Genomic DNA, 15578 nt, shown 5'->3' on the forward strand with positions numbered 1-15578 from the left:
GCGGGCCGGGTGTCGGTGGCCGGTGCCAGACTGGCCGGGTGACCACCACGACCACGTACATCGCCTTTCTGCGGGCCGTCAACGTCGGCGGCCGGACGGTGCGGATGGAACGGCTGCGCGCCCTCTTCGCCGAACTCGGCCTGGAGCGCGTCGGCTCGTACATCCAGAGCGGCAACGTCTTCTTCGCCGCCGACGCCCTCGGCCCGGCGGACCGCGCCGCCCTCACCGACCGGATCGAACAGCACCTGGCCGACTCGCTCGGCTATCCCGTGCCGGTGCTGCTGCGGACCGTCGACGAGGTCGAGGCCGTGCTCGCCGCCGAGCCCTTCGCCGGCGTCGAGGTGACCCCTGACGTCCGGCTGACGGTGAACTTCCTCTCCGAGCCGCTGCCCACGGACTTCCCGGTCCCGTACACCTCGCCGAAGGGCGACTACGAGGTGATCGGGGCCGACGCCGGCACCGCCTACGTGGTGGTGCACCTGAAGGACGGCAAGTGGGTGACCAGCGGTTCCCTCTTCGGCAAGTCCTACCGGGGCGCGGCGACTTCGCGCTTCCTGCACACCACCGTCAAGATCCTGGCAGCCGCCAGGAAGACCTGATCCGGCCACCGGCGGCCTCCGCGCCCCACCGCGCGCCCGCCTCCCCGCCGCACTGCCCGGCCACCCGCTCGTACGGATCGCCGGGCCGGGCCCGACGGACGGAGCCACGCCGGATCGAGCGGCGTACCGGACGGCGTACCGGGCGGGGGCGCCGCGCACGGTCGACCGGTCGGCTGCGCACGGGAGCCTGGACAGGCGGGCGGAGACGAGCCGACAATCAGGCCATGACGTCTCCAGAGATCCGGACACACGTGGTCCGGCCGTCCGAGGCCGAGCGGGAGCAGGCTCTCGACGTGCTGAGGGACGGCGCCGGCAGCGGCCGGCTGTCGCACGACACCTTCCTCGGACGGCTGGACCTCGTCCTCCACGCGAGCAGCCGGTCCGAGCTGAACGCCGCGATGGCGGACCTGCCGGCCGGGAACCCGGTCGGACGGTTCGTGCTGCGGGCGGTCGGCCGGGTGTCGGCGTTCGGGGTGCGGCTGCGCGGGGCCTGGCGCGTCGAACGGCTGCCGGGCCTGAGCCTCCCGCACGCCGGCGCACGGAAGTTGACGATAGGCCGGATCCCCGGGTCGGGGCTGCGGCTGAACGACGCCTCGGTCTCCCGGCACCACGCCGAGCTGCGGCGCGAGGGCGAGGACTGGGTGCTGTACGACCTCGGGTCGACCAACGGCACGCACGTGAACGGGTACCGGATCGCCGGCGGGGTGCGGGTCCGACCGGGCGACCAGGTACGGTTCGGCAACCTGGAGTTCCGGCTCGCGGCGGGCTGAGCGGACGCGTCGTCAGGGGGCGGACCGGGGAGGCGGCAGCACCGGTCCGCCGGCTTGTCGGCGGTCCGGTCCGTGGCCCTGCTCCGCGGGCCCCGGACGGCCGGACGGATTGTCAGCGGTAGGTGCTTGGATACGGGCATGGACCAGGACACCGCGCACACCACTCTTGCCGCCGACGCGCTGCGGGACGCCGAGGAACGGGCCCGCGAGCTGATCCGGTGCGGCTTCCAGGAGCCGGACGAGATAGTCGAGTCCCTGGTCGAGGACCTCGACGACCAGGGACTGACGGCGGAGGAGGCGGAGCGGATCGTCGCTCCGCTGTGGCGGGCACGTCTGGAGGAACAGGCGTCCTGGCCGGAGACGACCGACGTCGACCGGCTGGAGGCCGCCTTCGACACCCTGGAGGAGCAGGGCATCGTCGCCGCGATGGACTTCACCTGCTGTGCGAGCTGCGGATACGCGGAGATCGGCGGCGAGGCCGACGAGGACTCGCGCGGCTTCGTCTTCTTCCACCAGCAGGACACCGAACGGGTCGCCACCGGCGGTTCGTTGATGCTGCGGTACGGCGGTTTCCAGGTGGACGGCGAGTCGACGGAGGCGGCCGTCCGGCGGACGGTCCGGGTCGGGCGCGAGGTGGTCTCGGCGCTCAAGGAGGTGGGGCTGCCGGTGAAGTGGGACGGCTCGCCGGAGGTGGCGATCACGGTCACGCCGATGGTCTGGCTCAACCGCCTGCCGGAGTAACCGCGTTCGGGGACCACGGCAACAGTGCCCGCAGCGGCTGCCCCCTTGGCTCTCCCCGGCGGTCGCGAGGCGGCGGCGGAGGCGCCGACGGTCAGCGGACGACGTGGAGTTCGGCTGTGTGCCCACGTGCGTCGGCATGGCGGAGGGTGATCTTCGCCGTACCGACGGCGGTCTCGGTGTCCTCGGTGAGGGTCCTGGTCTCCTCGCCGAGCCTGACCTCGGCCGTGGTGTCGGTGATCCGGCCGACGGTCAGCCGGACGGTCCGGTCGCCGCCGAACACCTCGACGGTGTGGGTGGAGTCGGCGTTGTCGGTGCGGACGACGACGTCGCAACTGTCGTCGCTGAGGCAGAGCGAGGCGCCGCCCTTGCAGGCGGTGAGCCCGGCGCCCAGCAGCAGCACGGCGCCTGCGGCGAGGGCGGCCGAGCGGGCGACCGGGCCAAGGCGGCGGGCCGCCCCGGGAGCGGGCCGGTGCCCTGCGCGGCGGTCGGGGCGGTCGGGGTGGTCGTGACGGTCGGATCGGTCGAAGTCACGGTCGTCGTGGCGGTGGCGGTCGCGGTGGCGGTCGCGGTGCGAAGCGGTCGGCGCACTGGTCATGGCATCGACGGTAGGGGCGTCTCCCGCGCCGGCCATCGCCCCTCGGCGGTACCCGCTCCCTGGTCGGCCCCGGACCGCGCGGGCGGTCGCACCCCGGAGACGGATGGGTCGAAACCCCTAGGGGTCGAACGGAGTTGGAGGTCCGAAGAGGATCTCCACCGAGGCCCTCCCCCCGGCCCGTTCTGCACCGAACCGTGCCCCGACGCGATCGGCATGTGCCACTGACATGTGTCGGAGTCCCGTGCCACGCGCGTAGAACGAGGCCACGAAAAAGGCCCGCAGGTCAGTCCCCGGCGACGTCCCAGGACTCGGGCGTCCCCCACAGCGGCGCCGTGCAGCGCTGGTAGGTCGCCTGCCAGTGCGGCCAGTGCCGGGCCACCGCGTCGTCGCAGTCCGCCACCAACCGCTCGACCGTCGCCGGTTCGACGCCGTCCAGCAGCCAGGCGAGCGCGTCGGCGGTGCCCGGCCCGCCCGCGACGTGCAGCACGTCCAGCAGCTCGGACAGGCTGCCGACCCGGGAGTTCTCCGTGAAGACCCGCTCCATCCGGGGCAGCAGCTGCCGCTCCTCGATCCTCAGATGGGTCTCCAGCCGCGCCGCCAGGTCCTCGATCGCGTAGGCCACCGGCCAGACCGAGCCGGCGTCCCGGCTGGCGATCCGGACCAGGGTGGTGACCCTGGTGAAGGAGTGGTCGAGGTTGTGGTGGTCGGCCTCCAGCCAGTTGAGCAGCAGCCGCAGCTCGGGCGCGAACCGGCTGACGATCGGCCAGATCCGGGTGTCCTGCTGCTCGTGGTGGCAGGTCAGCATGGTGGTGACGAAGTTCCAGTGCCGCAACAGTGCGGCACCCTTCTCGTCCTCGCCGGGCTGGATCAGCCGGAGCGCGTTGGGCAACCGGGCGAGGTCCCGGCGGAGCGCGGCGTGCACCAGCTTCAGCCCTGCGAAGCGGACGGCCTGCGGTTCCTCGTCGGCGGTGCGCTCACGCGACGAGCCCCCCTGGGCGGGGACGGACGGAGACGCTACGGGCAACAGGTGGCTGGGCATGGCACTCTCTTCACGGCTTGGCTGGGCTGGGCTCGACCTGGGCACAGCTGGCGGGCCGGCTGTCCCACCACAGTGGGCAGAGCACATCAGGACGGAATCAATGTCCGATTGACGTGCAGGTCAGGGGCCCGGCGCAGGGTTCCCCCCGGACTCTCGGGAGACGCGAGATCCCTCCGGCCCCACTCCGTGCAGGGGGTGAGGTTCGTCCGGCGCACCGGGGAGCGGAGGAGGGACGGCGAGGACGGATGCCACCGGAAGGCGCACAGCCACGCCCGGACGACGCCCGCCGACCCGGCGGGCGGGCGGGCGGAAGGGGGGCGGGCGGAAGGGGGGCGACGCACGGCGGTAGGCCGGCGGGCCGGCGGGAGCTGACGAGGAGCGCGGGTTCGTCCGGGCGGTCGACGAGGGCCGGCGGGGCTCCGCGTACCGCTGAGCCCCGCGCCGGGTGCCCGGCACGGGGCTCGGCACGAGCACGGCTCAGTCGGCCTGCGGTCCTGCGAGGTTCTTGCTGAGCCACTGCAGGGTGTCCGGGATCATCTTCTTGAAGTCGCTGGTCAGGTGCTTGCCGCCGGGCTGCTCGTAGTACTCGACGGTGAGCGGCGGCGCGGCCTTGGCGGCCCACGCCTTGACCAGCTTCATCTCGTACGCGTTGGCGCCGCCGGCGGTGGCGAGGATCCGCACGTCGGCCTTGCCCTGGGTGACCAGCAGTTCGGGGCTGTTGGCCTGCCGCTCGGCGTCGTGTCCCTTCCAGAGCGGCGAGTCCGGGACGAAGTAGCCGTCGATCGGGACGGCGGCCTTGAACTTGTCCGGGTGCTGGAGGGCGAGCTTCGCACTGCAGAACGCGCCGGTGGAGGCGCCCATCAGGCCCCAGCCGTCGCGGCCCTTCACGGTGCGGAAGTTGGCCCGGACGAAGTCGGGGATGTCCTCGGCCATCCAGGTGCCCATCTTCGGCTGGCCCGGGATGTCCGCGCACTCCAGGGCCTTGGCCTCGTTGGAGTCGAGGTTCTGCACCGGCATCACCATGATGAAGGGGTGCGCCTTGCCCTGCTTGGAGAGGTCCGCGCCGTACTCCTGGATCGGCAGCTGGTTGTCGGTCCAGGTGTTGTAGCCGGCGCTCTGGCCGCCCGCGTAGAGGGTGAGCACCGGGAAGCCGGTCCGGGCGTACTTCGGGTCGTTGTACTCCGGCGGCAGCCAGACCCAGACCTTGCCGGAGACACCGGACTTGGGGCCGTTCAGCGTGGTCATGACGATCTGGCCGGCGGCGGTGTCCCGGGCCTTGGTGAAGGCGGCGGCCGGACCCGTGGGCATCAACACCTTGCCGGTGGCGCTCTGGGGCGGCGCAACCGGCGCGGCGGAGGTCGAGGTGGAACCGGCCGTCGGGGAGCCGGGGGCGGAGGACGACGCGGTGCCCGACGGCGAGGTACCCGAGGACGCGGTGCCCGAGGGCGAGGTACCCGAGGAGGAGGTGCCCGAGGAGGAGGTGCCCGAGGAGGAGGGCGTCGAGGGCGAGGCGCCGCCGGCGCCCGTCGCGGCGCCGCCGCCCTTCACCGCGTCGCCCTTGGCGCTGCCGTCCGTACTGCCACAGGCCGCCAGGACGGCGGCCAGGGTGAAGGCGGTGGCGCCGGTCAGCACGGCGCGGAAACGGGTGGACTGCGGCTGCACGGTGAGAACTCTCCGACCGGTGTCGCGCCCGCTCCGGGGGAGCAAGGGCGGTGGCCCCGGGTGGGGCCGGACAGGCCCGGGGCGCGGCTACCTGCGAGACCCCCGGGAGGCGGCGCGCCGCCCTGCGGGGTGGCGTGCCGTCCTGCGATCTTATGACGTGGACCGGGGTGGGCCGGTTGCGCGCGGACCAGCGCAGACCCAATGTTTGTTCCCGATCGGGTAAAGGCTGCCAAGCCTCCCTGCCGACCGGCGGGGGCGGATCCCCGCCGGTCGGCGGGGTCGGTGAGGAGGCGGCCCTGACGGCGTCACGGGTGCGGAGCCGCCCGCCCGGCCGAGCGCACGGCCGGGCGCGCGCTCGGCCGGTGGGGCGCGCTCGGACAGCGGGGCGCGCTCGGACAGCGGGGCGCACAGCCCGCCGCCCGGCAGGACGGGGCGAGCCTTGGATCCTCGTACCAGTGACGCGGCCCCCGGGATCGGGAACGATCGAGCCACCCGGCCGCCGGCCGAGACCCGTCACCCGCACCCCGTGTCCACCCGCCCCGCCCCGCCAGAGGAGCCCGCCGTGTCCCAGCCGATCGACCACCGCACCGCCGTCGTCACCGGAGCCGGCAGCGGCGTGGGCCGCGCCGTAGCGGCGGAGCTCGCGGCCGGTGGCTGGCGGCTCGTCCTCGCCGGGCGCCGGGGCGATCCGCTCCACGAGACGGCCCGGCTGTGCGGCACCGGCGCGGCCGGCACGGCCGTGGTGCCGACCGACGTCACCGACCCGGCGGCCGTGGACGCGCTCTTCGCCGCGGCCGTCGCCCGCTTCGGCCGGGTCGACCTGCTGTTCAACAACGCGGGCACGTTCGGCCCCCCTGCCCCGGTGGACGAGCTGGACGTCGCCGAGTGGCGGGCCGTGGTCGACCTCAACCTGACCGGGGCCTTCCTCTGCGCGCGCGCCGCGTTCCGGCAGATGCGCGCCCAGGACCCGCAGGGCGGCCGGATCATCAACAACGGCTCGATCTCCGCACACGTGCCGCGGCCGAACTCGGTCGCGTACACCGCGACCAAGCACGCCGTGACGGGTCTGACCAAGTCACTGTCGCTGGACGGCCGCCCGTACCGGATCGCCTGCGGGCAGATCGACATCGGCAACGCCGCCACGGAGATGACCGCGGCGATGACCCGGGGGGTGCGGCAGGCGGACGGGCGGATCGCGGTGGAACCGACCATGGACGTCACCGATGTCGCCCGCACCGTGCGGCACATGGCGGAGCTGCCGCTGGAGGCCAATGTGCAGTTCGCGACGGTGATGGCGACCGCCATGCCGTACATCGGCCGGGGCTAGCTCCCAGGGCGCCGGAGCCACGAGGACCGCCACCGCACCGAAGGCACCGGAACCACCGGAACCACCGGAACCACCGGAGCCACCGGAACCACCGAGAGGGCTTCCGCCGAAGGGGCTTCGTGCAGAGGACGGCCGGCGCCCGCAGTGAAGCGGGGGCCGGCCGTCCGTCGGGGCAAGGGCGGGGCCGTGGTTCAGCCTCGCCAGGTGTCGTTCAGGCTCACCCGGCCCGAGGCCGGCACGGTGGCGGTCCGGTTGGCGCCGGACTCCCAGGTGACGTTCCCGGCGGCGTCCTTGCGGACGTACTTGTAGGCGAAGGCCGTTCCGGCGGCCATCGCGACGTCCGCCTTCCACACCGGGTAGGCGGCCGAGGAGAGCGGCAGCGCGCGGCCGGCGTCCCAGCCGCCGAGGGCCGCGTTGTCGCCGACCACGAAGACGTTCTGGCCCCACGCGGTGGTCGCGTTGACCGCGAAGGAGGCCCCGCCGGTCACCACCGTGCCGCTCCCGGGCGCACCGACGTGGAGCGCGACCGCGTCCCCCGCCCCGACGGTGGCGGTGAACCGCCCGTCCGGGCCGACCGTGTAGGACGGACCGGTGCAGCCGCCGGCCGCCGCGTCGCCGTGCTGGACGTCGCAGTAGCTGCCGGCCGGCAGGGAGGTCTGGAAGGTCCGGGTGATCGCCCCGCCCTCCCGGTTGACCGCCACGAATCCCTTGCCGCCGCGCCCGAAGGCGATCGCGTTGTTGCCGTTGGACCACCAGTCGGTCAGCCCGGTGCCGGCCACCGCGTTGCGGAAGCCGACCATGTTGGCCACCTGGCGCCAGGCGTGCGTGCAGTTCCAGCCGTCCTGGTAGCAGGCGTTGACGGTGCCGCCGTTGGGCGGGCCGTCGTCGTGACCGGTGAAGGCGTAGCCGGAGTAGACGTTGGGCGCGCCGTACGGGTGGGCCAGCAGGAAGACGTTGGCCAGGGTGTACGCCGAGCCGTCCTTGTAGGTGAGCGTGGAGCCGTTCCGCTCGGTGTCCCAGTTGTCGACGAAGGTCCGGGCCCTGTCGGTCGGGAGCAGGCCGGAACCCCAGCCGGACAGGTCGGCGAGCCGTCCTCCCTGGAAGGCGCTCTTCAGCCAGGTGCCGGAGCGGAACTCGTCGACGTCGCCGGTACCGGTGTACTCGGAGGGCTGGACCGGTTCGCCCGCGCCGTAGATGACCTCCTGCACCCAGTACGCCTGCCGGTTCGCCGTTCTGGCCTTGATCGCTGCGAGGTCTGCGGCGGCGATGTGCTTGGCCGCGTCGATCCGGTAGCCGTCGACGCCCAGCGAGGCCAGGTCGTCGAGGTAGCGCGCGACGGTCTGCTGGACGTGGGCGCTGCCGGTGTCGAGGTCGGAGAGGTTGACCAGCTCACAGTTCTGCACGTTGGAGCGGTCGTTGTAGTTGCTGATCGCGGTGCGGCAGGAGTGGAAGTCCTGGTCCTGGTAGAAGCCGGGGTAGGCGTACTTGCCGTACGCGGTGCCGCCGGTGCCGGTCCCGGTGCCGGCCGACATGTGGTTGATCACCGCGTCGGCGATCACCTTGACGCCGGCGGCGTGGCAGGTGTCGATCATGTTCTTGAAGGCGGTCCGGTCGCCGAGTCGCCCGGCTATCCGGTAGCTGACCGGCTGGTAGGAGGTCCACCACTGGCCGCCCTGGATGTGTTCCTGGGGCGGCGAGACCTCGACGAAGCCGTAGCCCTTCGGGCCGAGGGTGTCGGTGCAGGCCTTGGCGACCGAGTCGAAGCGCCATTCGAAGAGCGTCGCGGTGACGTCCCTGCCGTTGCCGGGCGGGGCCGCCTGCGCGGCGGGGGCGGCGGCGAGGGCCGCGGTGAGCGAGAGCGCGAGGGTCGCCGAGGCGGCGAGTGCGCCGGCCGTCCGGGCGGGCCGGCGGGCGGGGGCGGTGGTGACCACGTTGTCTCCTGGGGTGGCTGGGGTGGGGGCAGCCCGGGTACTGCGTGCGAAAGCTTGCTGAAACTTTCAGGAAACTTGCAGCGCTGAACCTAGAGTCGACACCGAGGCCCGTCAAGGGCCTGGAAGGAACGTTTCGGCAGCCCGAAAAACTCGTGTGCGACTTTCCCGGTCCCCGCAGCGTGGATAAGAACGGTGGCCGAGAACGATCGGTACCGGAGGCACCGGCGCGAGCGCGCGTCCGGGCAGCACACGGCACGAGCAGCACACGCACGGGCAGCACCGGCCCGGGCAACACACGGCACGAGCAGCACACGCACGGGGGACGGCATGGACAGGGCGGGCGACTTCGAGGAGTTCGCGGCCAATCGGGCCGGACGGCTCTTCCAGGTCGCCTACCTGATGTGCGGCGACTGGCACCAGGCCCAGGACCTCGTCCAGACCACCCTCGCCAAGCTCTACTCGGTCTGGGGCCGGCTCCGCCGGGGCGACGACGAACCGTCGATCGACGCCTACGCCCGCAAGGTGCTGCTCCGCTGTTACCTCTCCCACCGACGGCTGCGCCGCTCCGGCGAGATCGCCGTCGCCGAGCTCCCCGACACCCCGGTCCGCCCCGACGACCACCCCGCCAACGGCTCCGAGCTGCGGCTCACCCTGGTCGCGGCCCTGCGCACGCTGCCGCCCCGCAACCGCGCCGTGGTCGTCCTGCGCTACCTGGAGGACCACCCCATCGAGGCCGTCGCCGAGATGCTCGGCACCACCCCGGCCGCCGTCAAGGGGCTCTCCACCCGCTCGCTCGCCCGGCTGCGCGAGATCCTTGCGGACGACCGCGAACTGCTGTTCCGGCCCTGACGGCCACCCCGACCCGGCCGGCCCCGCCTCGCCGGCCCCGCCCCGGACGCCCCGCCCCGGACGCCCCGCCCCGACCCACCGCCACCAGGAGCCCCGCCATGGCCCCCGACCCGGACCTCGAACACGACCTGGGCAGGCTGCTCGCCGACAGCGTCCAGGACCTGCACCCGCCGGTCGCCGTGATGATCGCCGAGGCCACCCGGCACGGCCGCGTGCTGCGCCGTCGCCGACGGCTGGGCACGGCCGCCTCGGCCGGTGCCGTGCTCGCGCTGGCCGTCACCGTCGCGTTGACGGGTCTGCCCGGGCCGGCCGGCGTCGGCACCGGCCCGGCCGCCCCGACCTCCGCCCCGAACGGCACGGCCGCGACGGCTTCGGCGACCGCGCCAACCGCCGACGCCGGCCCGGAGCTCCTGCGGGCGCGTCAGCGCACCGCGCTGCAGTCCGCGCTGGCCGGCCTGCTCGGCCCAGGCACCCGGCTGGACCCTGAGCCCGGCGCCGACCAGCTCACCCTCGACCCGGCGGCCGACGCCGTGCTCTGGACCAGGTACGACGACGGTCGGGGCGCGGCCACCGTCTCCGTCGAGGTGCACGGCCCGGCCTCGCAGGCCGCCGCCCCCACCTGCGAGCTCCGCACCGACGGGGAGCGGGAGGCCGGCTACCGCTGCTCGACGGTCCCCGGGCCCGGCCGGGACCCGCAGGTCGTCGAGGTCCTGGAGACGGCCGCCACCGGCTGGGTCACGTACCGGATCTGGACGCCCCTGCCGGACGGCACCCGGGTCGCGGTCGCCGTCCACAACGGCACCCTGCACGACCCCGACGACCCGATCCTCCACGCCCGGCGGACCAGGGACGCCCCGCCGCACGACCTGACGTGGTGGCAGGAGGCCGCCGCCGACGGCGCCTGGCGGCAGATCCCGGGGCTCGACGGACGGAGCCGGTGACGCGGGCACACCGGCACGCGCCGGAGCACGCGCGCCGAGGCGGGACCCTCCGGTCGGGGCCCTGGCCCCGACCGGACGGGCGCGGGCCTACACCGCGTCCGGTCCGCGCTCCCCCGTGCGGACCCGGACGATGGTCTCCACCGGCACCGCCCAGACCTTGCCGTCGCCGATCTTGCCGGTCCGGGCGGCCCGGACGATCTCCTCGACCACCAGGTCGGCGTCCTCGTCCTCGACGACGACCTCGATCCGGACCTTCGGCACCAGGTCGATCCGGTACTCCGCGCCCCGGTACACCTCGGTGTGACCGTGCTGACGCCCGTACCCGCTGGCCTCGCTGACGGTCAGTCCGTGCACGCCGACGGCCTGCAGCGCGCTCTTGACGTCGTCCAGCTTGAACGGCTTGACGATCGCGGTGATCAGCTTCATGCGGAGGGCGCCTTGTCGGACGGGTGCGCGAGCACGGTGGCGGCGGTGCGGTCGGGGCCGTGGGCGGCCGAGAACACGGCGGCCCCCTGCCCCAGCACGCCGTGGCCCAGGACGCCGTGATCGTACGCGGTCTCGGCGTGCACGGCGAGGTCCAGGCCGGTGAGTTCCTGCTCCTCGTCGGCGCGGAAGCCCATCACCCGGCCGATCACCCGGCCGATCCCGTAGGTGGCCGCGAAGGAGTAGGCGGCGACGGCCAGGATCGCCACCGCCTGCTTGCCCAGCTGCCCGAAGCCGCCGCCGTGCAGGAGCCCGGCCGGGCCGCCGGTCATCGTGGCCGTGGCGAACAGGCCGATCAGCGCGGTGCCGATCACCCCGGCCACGAAGTGCACGCCCACCACGTCCAGCGAGTCGTCGAAACCGAAGCGGAACTTCCAGCTCACCGCGTACGAGCAGACCGTTCCCGCCGCCAGCCCGATCAGGAGGGCGCCGGGCAGGTCGACGCTGCCGCAGGACGGCGTGATGGCGACCAGGCCGGCCACCGCGCCGGAGGCCGCGCCCAGGGTGGTGGCGTGGCCGTCCCGCCGCTTCTCCACCATCAGCCAGCCGAGGAGCCCGGTGCAGCCGGCCGCCTGGGTGTTGAGCAGGGCGGAGGCCGCCAGCCCGTTGGCGCCCAGCGCCGAGCCCGCGTTGAAACCGAACCAGCCGAACCAGAGCAGGCCGGCGCCGAGCAGGACCAGCGGCAGGTTGTGCGGGCGCATCGCCTCCTTCCGGAAGCCGATCCGCGGGCCGAGCAGCAGCGCCAGGGCCAGGCCGCTCGCCCCGCAGTTGACCTCGACGACGGTGCCGCCGGCGAAGTCCAGCGCGCCGAGCTTCGACAGGATCCAGCCACCGGGCGCGAACACCCAGTGGGCGACGGGGACGTAGACCAGCAGCGTCCAGACGGCGGTGAAGGCCACCCACGAGCCGAACTTGGCACGGTCCGCGATGGCACCGCTGATCAGCGCGGCGGTGATGATCGCGAAGGTCAGCTGGAAGGTGGCGAACAGCACGGTGGGGACGCGGCCGGTGACCGAGGACGGGGTGATCCCGGCCATCCCCAGGTGGTCCAGGCCGCCGATCAGGCCCCAGCCGCCGGCGTCCGGGCCGAAGGCGAGCGAGTAGCCGGCCAGCAGCCAGACCACGGTGACGACGGCGATCGAGACGAAGCTCATCATGATCATGTTGAGCACGCTCTTGGTGCGGACCATACCGCCGTAGAACAGCGCCAGGCCGGGCGTCATCAGCAGGACGAGGGCGGTGCTGGCGAGCAGCCAGGCGGTGTCGCCGGTGTCGATGACGGGCGGCGCTCCGGCGGCCGGCGCGTCGGCCAGACGAGCGGCCAGGTGGCCGACCGGATGATCGGCCGGGTGGTCGGCCGGGAAGGCGGCCAGGGGCATGGGGTACCTCCGGGGGTCCTGCGACGTGGTCCTGCGGCGGGGTCCTGTGACAGCATCTTCCGCCGCCGTCCTGCGGCGGAGCGCGTGCCGGAAGTGTGGCGAGGCCGGATTTCCGGTCGCGGACGGCCGCGTTTCACGCGTGTTTCGTGTTGCCCGCCGGTTGCTCCGGCGTGACCGGCGGGTTTCCGGGAACTCACGGCGCCGCCCGGGTACGCCACAGGGCCCGGCGGCCGAAAGCCGCCGGGCCCTGCCCCTGTCTTACCTGGCCTTGCCGGGTCTACCGGCGCCGGGTCAGCTCGTGGCGATCGCGGTGTCGTCGATCACGAAGCTGGTCTGCAGCGAGGCGTCCTCGGTGCCGGTGAACTTGATCGTCACCGACTGGCCCGCGTAGGCCGAGAGGTCGAAGGTGCGCAGCTGGTAGCCGGAGGCCGCGTCCACGTTGGAGTAGGTCTTCAGCGCGGTGCCGTTGACGGTCACGGCCAGCTTGTCGTAGACGGTCGAGCCGGACTCACCGGTGTCGACGTGCAGGTAGAAGCTCAGCGTGGCCCTGCAGCCGGCCGGGATGGACACCGTCTGGGAGAGGGTGTCGGTGTGGGTGGAGCCGTAGCCGTTCAGCCACGCCTTCCAGGTGCCGCCGTGCGGGGCCTGCGAGGCCGACTTGTCGACGACACCGCTGGAGGCGGTCCACGGCGCGGCGGTGCCGGTCTCGAAGCCCGCGTTGCCGAGCAGCTGCGCCGGGGTGCAGGTGGTGCTGGTGTCGGTGACCGTCCAGGTGAAGGTGGCGGTGCCGGTCTTGTTCGCGGCGTCCTTCGCGGTCACGGTGACGTTGGAGGTGCCGACGGCGGTCGGGGTGCCGGTGATCACGCCGGTGGAGCCGTTGATCGACAGGCCGGCCGGCAGACCGGTGGCGGTGTAGGTGAGCGGGGCGGTGCCGCCGGTGGCCTTGACGGCCAGGTTGACGGCGGTGCCGACCTTGGTGCTCTGGTTGCCGGGGCTGGTGACGGTGACGCCACCCGGGTTCGGGGGCACGGTGCCCACGTTGACGCCGGCCCAGGCGGTGCCGACGGCGATCCACTCGGGGCTGTTCTCGCCGTACAGGTCCTTGGCGGCCTTGAGGGTCGCGTCACGGGCGGCGGAGTAGTTGGTGGTGGAGGTCATGTACGAGGTCAGCGCCTTGTACCAGACCTGCAGCGCCTTGTCCCGGCCTATGCCGGTGACGGTGACGTTGTTGGCGGTCGGGCTGTTGTAGCTGACGCCGTTGATGACCTTGGCGCCGCTGCCCTCGGCCAGCAGGTAGAAGAAGTGGTTGGCGACACCGGACGAGTAGTGGACGTCCAGGTTGCCGACGCCCGAGTACCAGGAGTCGGCCGAGCGGCCGTCCTTGGAGGGCTTGTCCATGTAGCGCAGCGGCGTGCCGTTGCCGTTGATGTCGATCAGCTCGCCGACCAGGTAGTCCGGGTTGTCGGCGGGCAGGTTGGCGTAGAACTCGACGGCGTTGCCGAAGATGTCGGAGGTGGCCTCGTTGAGGCCGCCGGACTCGCCGGAGTAGTTGAGGTTGGCGGTGGCGGAGGTGACGCCGTGGCTCATCTCGTGGCCGGCGACGTCGAGTTCGGTCAGCGGGTGGGTGTTGTTGTCGCCGTCGCCGTAGGTCATGCAGAAGCAGTCGTCGTCCCAGAAGGCGTTGACGTAGCCGCTGTCGTAGTGGACCCGGCTGAAGGCGCCGACGCCGTCGTTGCGGATGCCGCTGCGACCGAAGGTGTTCTTGTAGAAGTCCCACGTCGCGGCGGCGCCGTACTGGGCGTCGACGGCGGCGGACTCCTTGTTGCTGGCCTGCCCGTTGCCCCAGGTGTCGCTCGACTTGGTGAACAGCGTGCCGTTGCCGGTCGTGCCGTTGTTCATGTTGGTCGTGTACTGGCCGCCGCGGGTGCCGTCCTTGAGCTGGTACGTGGACCCGCTCTGGGTGGTGGTCAGCGGCACGTTGCCGACGAAGACGCCCTGGCCGGTGCCGGTCTTGATGGCCTCGTTCTTGCCGAGCACGGCGCCGGTGGCGGCGTCGGTGACGACGCGCAGGCGACTCGGGGTGCCGTCCGACTCCTTGCCGGTGACGACGGTCTCCCAGGCGAGCTTGGCGGCGCCGTCGGCGGCCCAGACCACCAGGCGCGGGGCGGCGTCGAGGGAGGAGCCCGCCTCGGCGGCGAGCGCGGCCTCCTGGGCCTTCGGGGCGGCGAGCTTCGGCGAGGTGTTCACGCCGGAGAGCACGGCGTCGCTGGCCTTGGTCACGCCCTGGGTGGCGCCGGTGGCGTCCTGGTGGACGATCAGGTCGCCGCCGAGCACCGGGAGACCGGCGTAGGTGCGCTCGTAGCGCAGGTGGCGGGCGCCGTTGGCGTCCTGGACGACGTCCTTGGTGACCAGCTTCTCCTCGCCGGTGAGGCCGAGGGTCTGGGCGAGGCCGGCGGTCTGCTGGTTCGCGGAGGCGATCAGCTGGGCCCGGCTCGCCTGCTGCGCGGCGACGATCGCCGGTGCGTCAGGGGTGACCGCCTGCGCGATGACCGGGATGCCGGTCACCAGCAGCGCGGTGGAGGCGGCCATGACAACCGCTGCCTTCCGGGCGTGGGCGTAACGGGACATGCGGACTCCTTTTCCGACCGCCGCGGGGTTCGCGGACGGTGGAGAGAACCTGGTCGCGGGGTCGCGACTCAGTGGGGGCCCCCGCCGCCGGGTGCGCGGCGCGGGTGCGGTTGCGGAGCTGACGTACTGGCAGGGGGGATGCGCTGTACCTGACCTGGGACAGCTGCACCGGGGGGTGGGGCCCCCTCGTCTGCAGCCGGAGGAATCGTGGCAGCAAACGAGCCGTGAATGACAGATGCATGCCATGGATTGGCCGATTAGCTACCGACCCGTACATCTGTCGGACCGCCACCCGTGTTACGGCCGTGGGAACTACCGGAGATCGTTTTCATCACCGCCGGAAAGGTTCGATCACCCCCCGCGGGCACTGACCAGCGCATCCGGTCCGGAGCCGGGTCCGGATGCCGGACGACAGCGCCCGACAGGCACGGCACATCACCTTTCCGGCCGTGCCATGGTCGGTTTTCGGCCAACTCCATTCCCTGAATGGAACCGGGCCCCGCACCCCCGTTCAGCGGGGCCGGGCCCGGTGCCGTCGCCGGGGCCTCAGCCCAGCACCTACACCACCCCCGACCGGCCCGGCCCCGGGAAACTGCCGGTGGCGGGGGCGAAACCGCCCAGCAACACCACCCGG

At 73.0% G+C, this 15578-nt stretch carries 13 protein-coding genes; 6 read left to right on the forward strand and 7 right to left on the reverse strand.

Annotated features, from left to right (window positions below; all coding sequences use genetic code 11):
* Window positions 1-38: 38 nt before the first annotated feature.
* From ACFWOG_RS00975 to ACFWOG_RS00985, 3 genes are all read left to right on the forward strand, one after another.
* Window positions 39-599, forward strand: coding sequence for a DUF1697 domain-containing protein (locus tag ACFWOG_RS00975; protein WP_329881721.1), 561 nt, complete (start codon window positions 39-41; stop codon window positions 597-599).
* A gap of 224 nt (window positions 600-823) precedes the next feature.
* The gene (locus ACFWOG_RS00980; protein ID WP_329949911.1) at window positions 824-1369 is read left to right on the forward strand and encodes a DUF1707 and FHA domain-containing protein; all 546 of its coding nucleotides are present in this window, start codon (window positions 824-826) and stop codon (window positions 1367-1369) included.
* A 138-nt stretch (window positions 1370-1507) separates the two neighbouring features.
* Window positions 1508-2110, forward strand: coding sequence for a DUF6891 domain-containing protein (locus ACFWOG_RS00985; RefSeq protein ID WP_329881723.1), 603 nt, complete (start codon window positions 1508-1510; stop codon window positions 2108-2110).
* A 91-nt stretch (window positions 2111-2201) separates the two neighbouring features.
* On the opposite strand, the gene ACFWOG_RS00990 is transcribed toward ACFWOG_RS00985, so the two are convergent.
* The 3 genes from ACFWOG_RS00990 to ACFWOG_RS01000 form a co-directional block, all read right to left on the reverse strand.
* Entirely contained in the window at window positions 2202-2705 is a 504-nt protein-coding gene (locus ACFWOG_RS00990) for a hypothetical protein (protein WP_329949912.1), read from the reverse strand.
* 283 nt (window positions 2706-2988) lie between these two features.
* Window positions 2989-3744, reverse strand: a complete 756-nt coding sequence (locus tag ACFWOG_RS00995; protein WP_329949913.1) for a hemerythrin domain-containing protein — start codon at window positions 3742-3744, stop codon at window positions 2989-2991.
* Between the two features lie 477 nt (window positions 3745-4221).
* On the reverse strand, window positions 4222-5406 hold the full coding sequence (locus tag ACFWOG_RS01000; protein ID WP_380353481.1) for an alpha/beta hydrolase: 1185 nt from the start codon (window positions 5404-5406) through the stop codon (window positions 4222-4224).
* A gap of 562 nt (window positions 5407-5968) precedes the next feature.
* Between ACFWOG_RS01000 and ACFWOG_RS01005 the strand changes: the two genes are divergently transcribed.
* A complete protein-coding gene (locus ACFWOG_RS01005; RefSeq protein ID WP_329881727.1) occupies window positions 5969-6733 on the forward strand; it encodes an SDR family oxidoreductase in 765 nt (254 codons plus the stop codon).
* A gap of 191 nt (window positions 6734-6924) precedes the next feature.
* Here the strand turns inward: ACFWOG_RS01005 and ACFWOG_RS01010 are convergent, their stop codons facing one another.
* Entirely contained in the window at window positions 6925-8664 is a 1740-nt protein-coding gene (locus ACFWOG_RS01010; protein ID WP_380353485.1) for a carbohydrate-binding module family 20 domain-containing protein, read from the reverse strand.
* Window positions 8665-8991: 327 nt separating this feature from the next.
* Between ACFWOG_RS01010 and ACFWOG_RS01015 the strand changes: the two genes are divergently transcribed.
* Entirely contained in the window at window positions 8992-9513 is a 522-nt protein-coding gene (locus tag ACFWOG_RS01015; protein ID WP_329881729.1) for a SigE family RNA polymerase sigma factor, read from the forward strand.
* Between the two features lie 98 nt (window positions 9514-9611).
* Window positions 9612-10454 carry a hypothetical protein gene (locus ACFWOG_RS01020; protein WP_355409328.1) on the forward strand — a complete coding sequence of 281 codons (843 nt, stop codon included), beginning with the start codon at window positions 9612-9614 and terminating at the stop codon, window positions 10452-10454.
* An 87-nt stretch (window positions 10455-10541) separates the two neighbouring features.
* On the opposite strand, the gene ACFWOG_RS01025 is transcribed toward ACFWOG_RS01020, so the two are convergent.
* From ACFWOG_RS01025 to ACFWOG_RS01035, 3 genes are all read right to left on the reverse strand, one after another.
* On the reverse strand, window positions 10542-10880 hold the full coding sequence (locus ACFWOG_RS01025; RefSeq protein ID WP_380353487.1) for a P-II family nitrogen regulator: 339 nt from the start codon (window positions 10878-10880) through the stop codon (window positions 10542-10544).
* Window positions 10877-12316: an ammonium transporter gene (locus tag ACFWOG_RS01030; protein WP_329881731.1), complete on the reverse strand. Its 1440-nt coding sequence runs from the start codon at window positions 12314-12316 to the stop codon at window positions 10877-10879. The genes ACFWOG_RS01025 and ACFWOG_RS01030 overlap by 4 nt, the downstream gene beginning before the upstream one ends.
* Before the next feature lie 291 nt (window positions 12317-12607).
* Window positions 12608-14944 carry a M4 family metallopeptidase gene (locus ACFWOG_RS01035; RefSeq protein WP_380353490.1) on the reverse strand — a complete coding sequence of 779 codons (2337 nt, stop codon included), beginning with the start codon at window positions 14942-14944 and terminating at the stop codon, window positions 12608-12610.
* Window positions 14945-15578: the final 634 nt, after the last annotated feature.

It is taken from the genome of Kitasatospora sp. NPDC058406 (assembly GCF_042722765.1).
Classification (GTDB): domain Bacteria; phylum Actinomycetota; class Actinomycetes; order Streptomycetales; family Streptomycetaceae; genus Kitasatospora.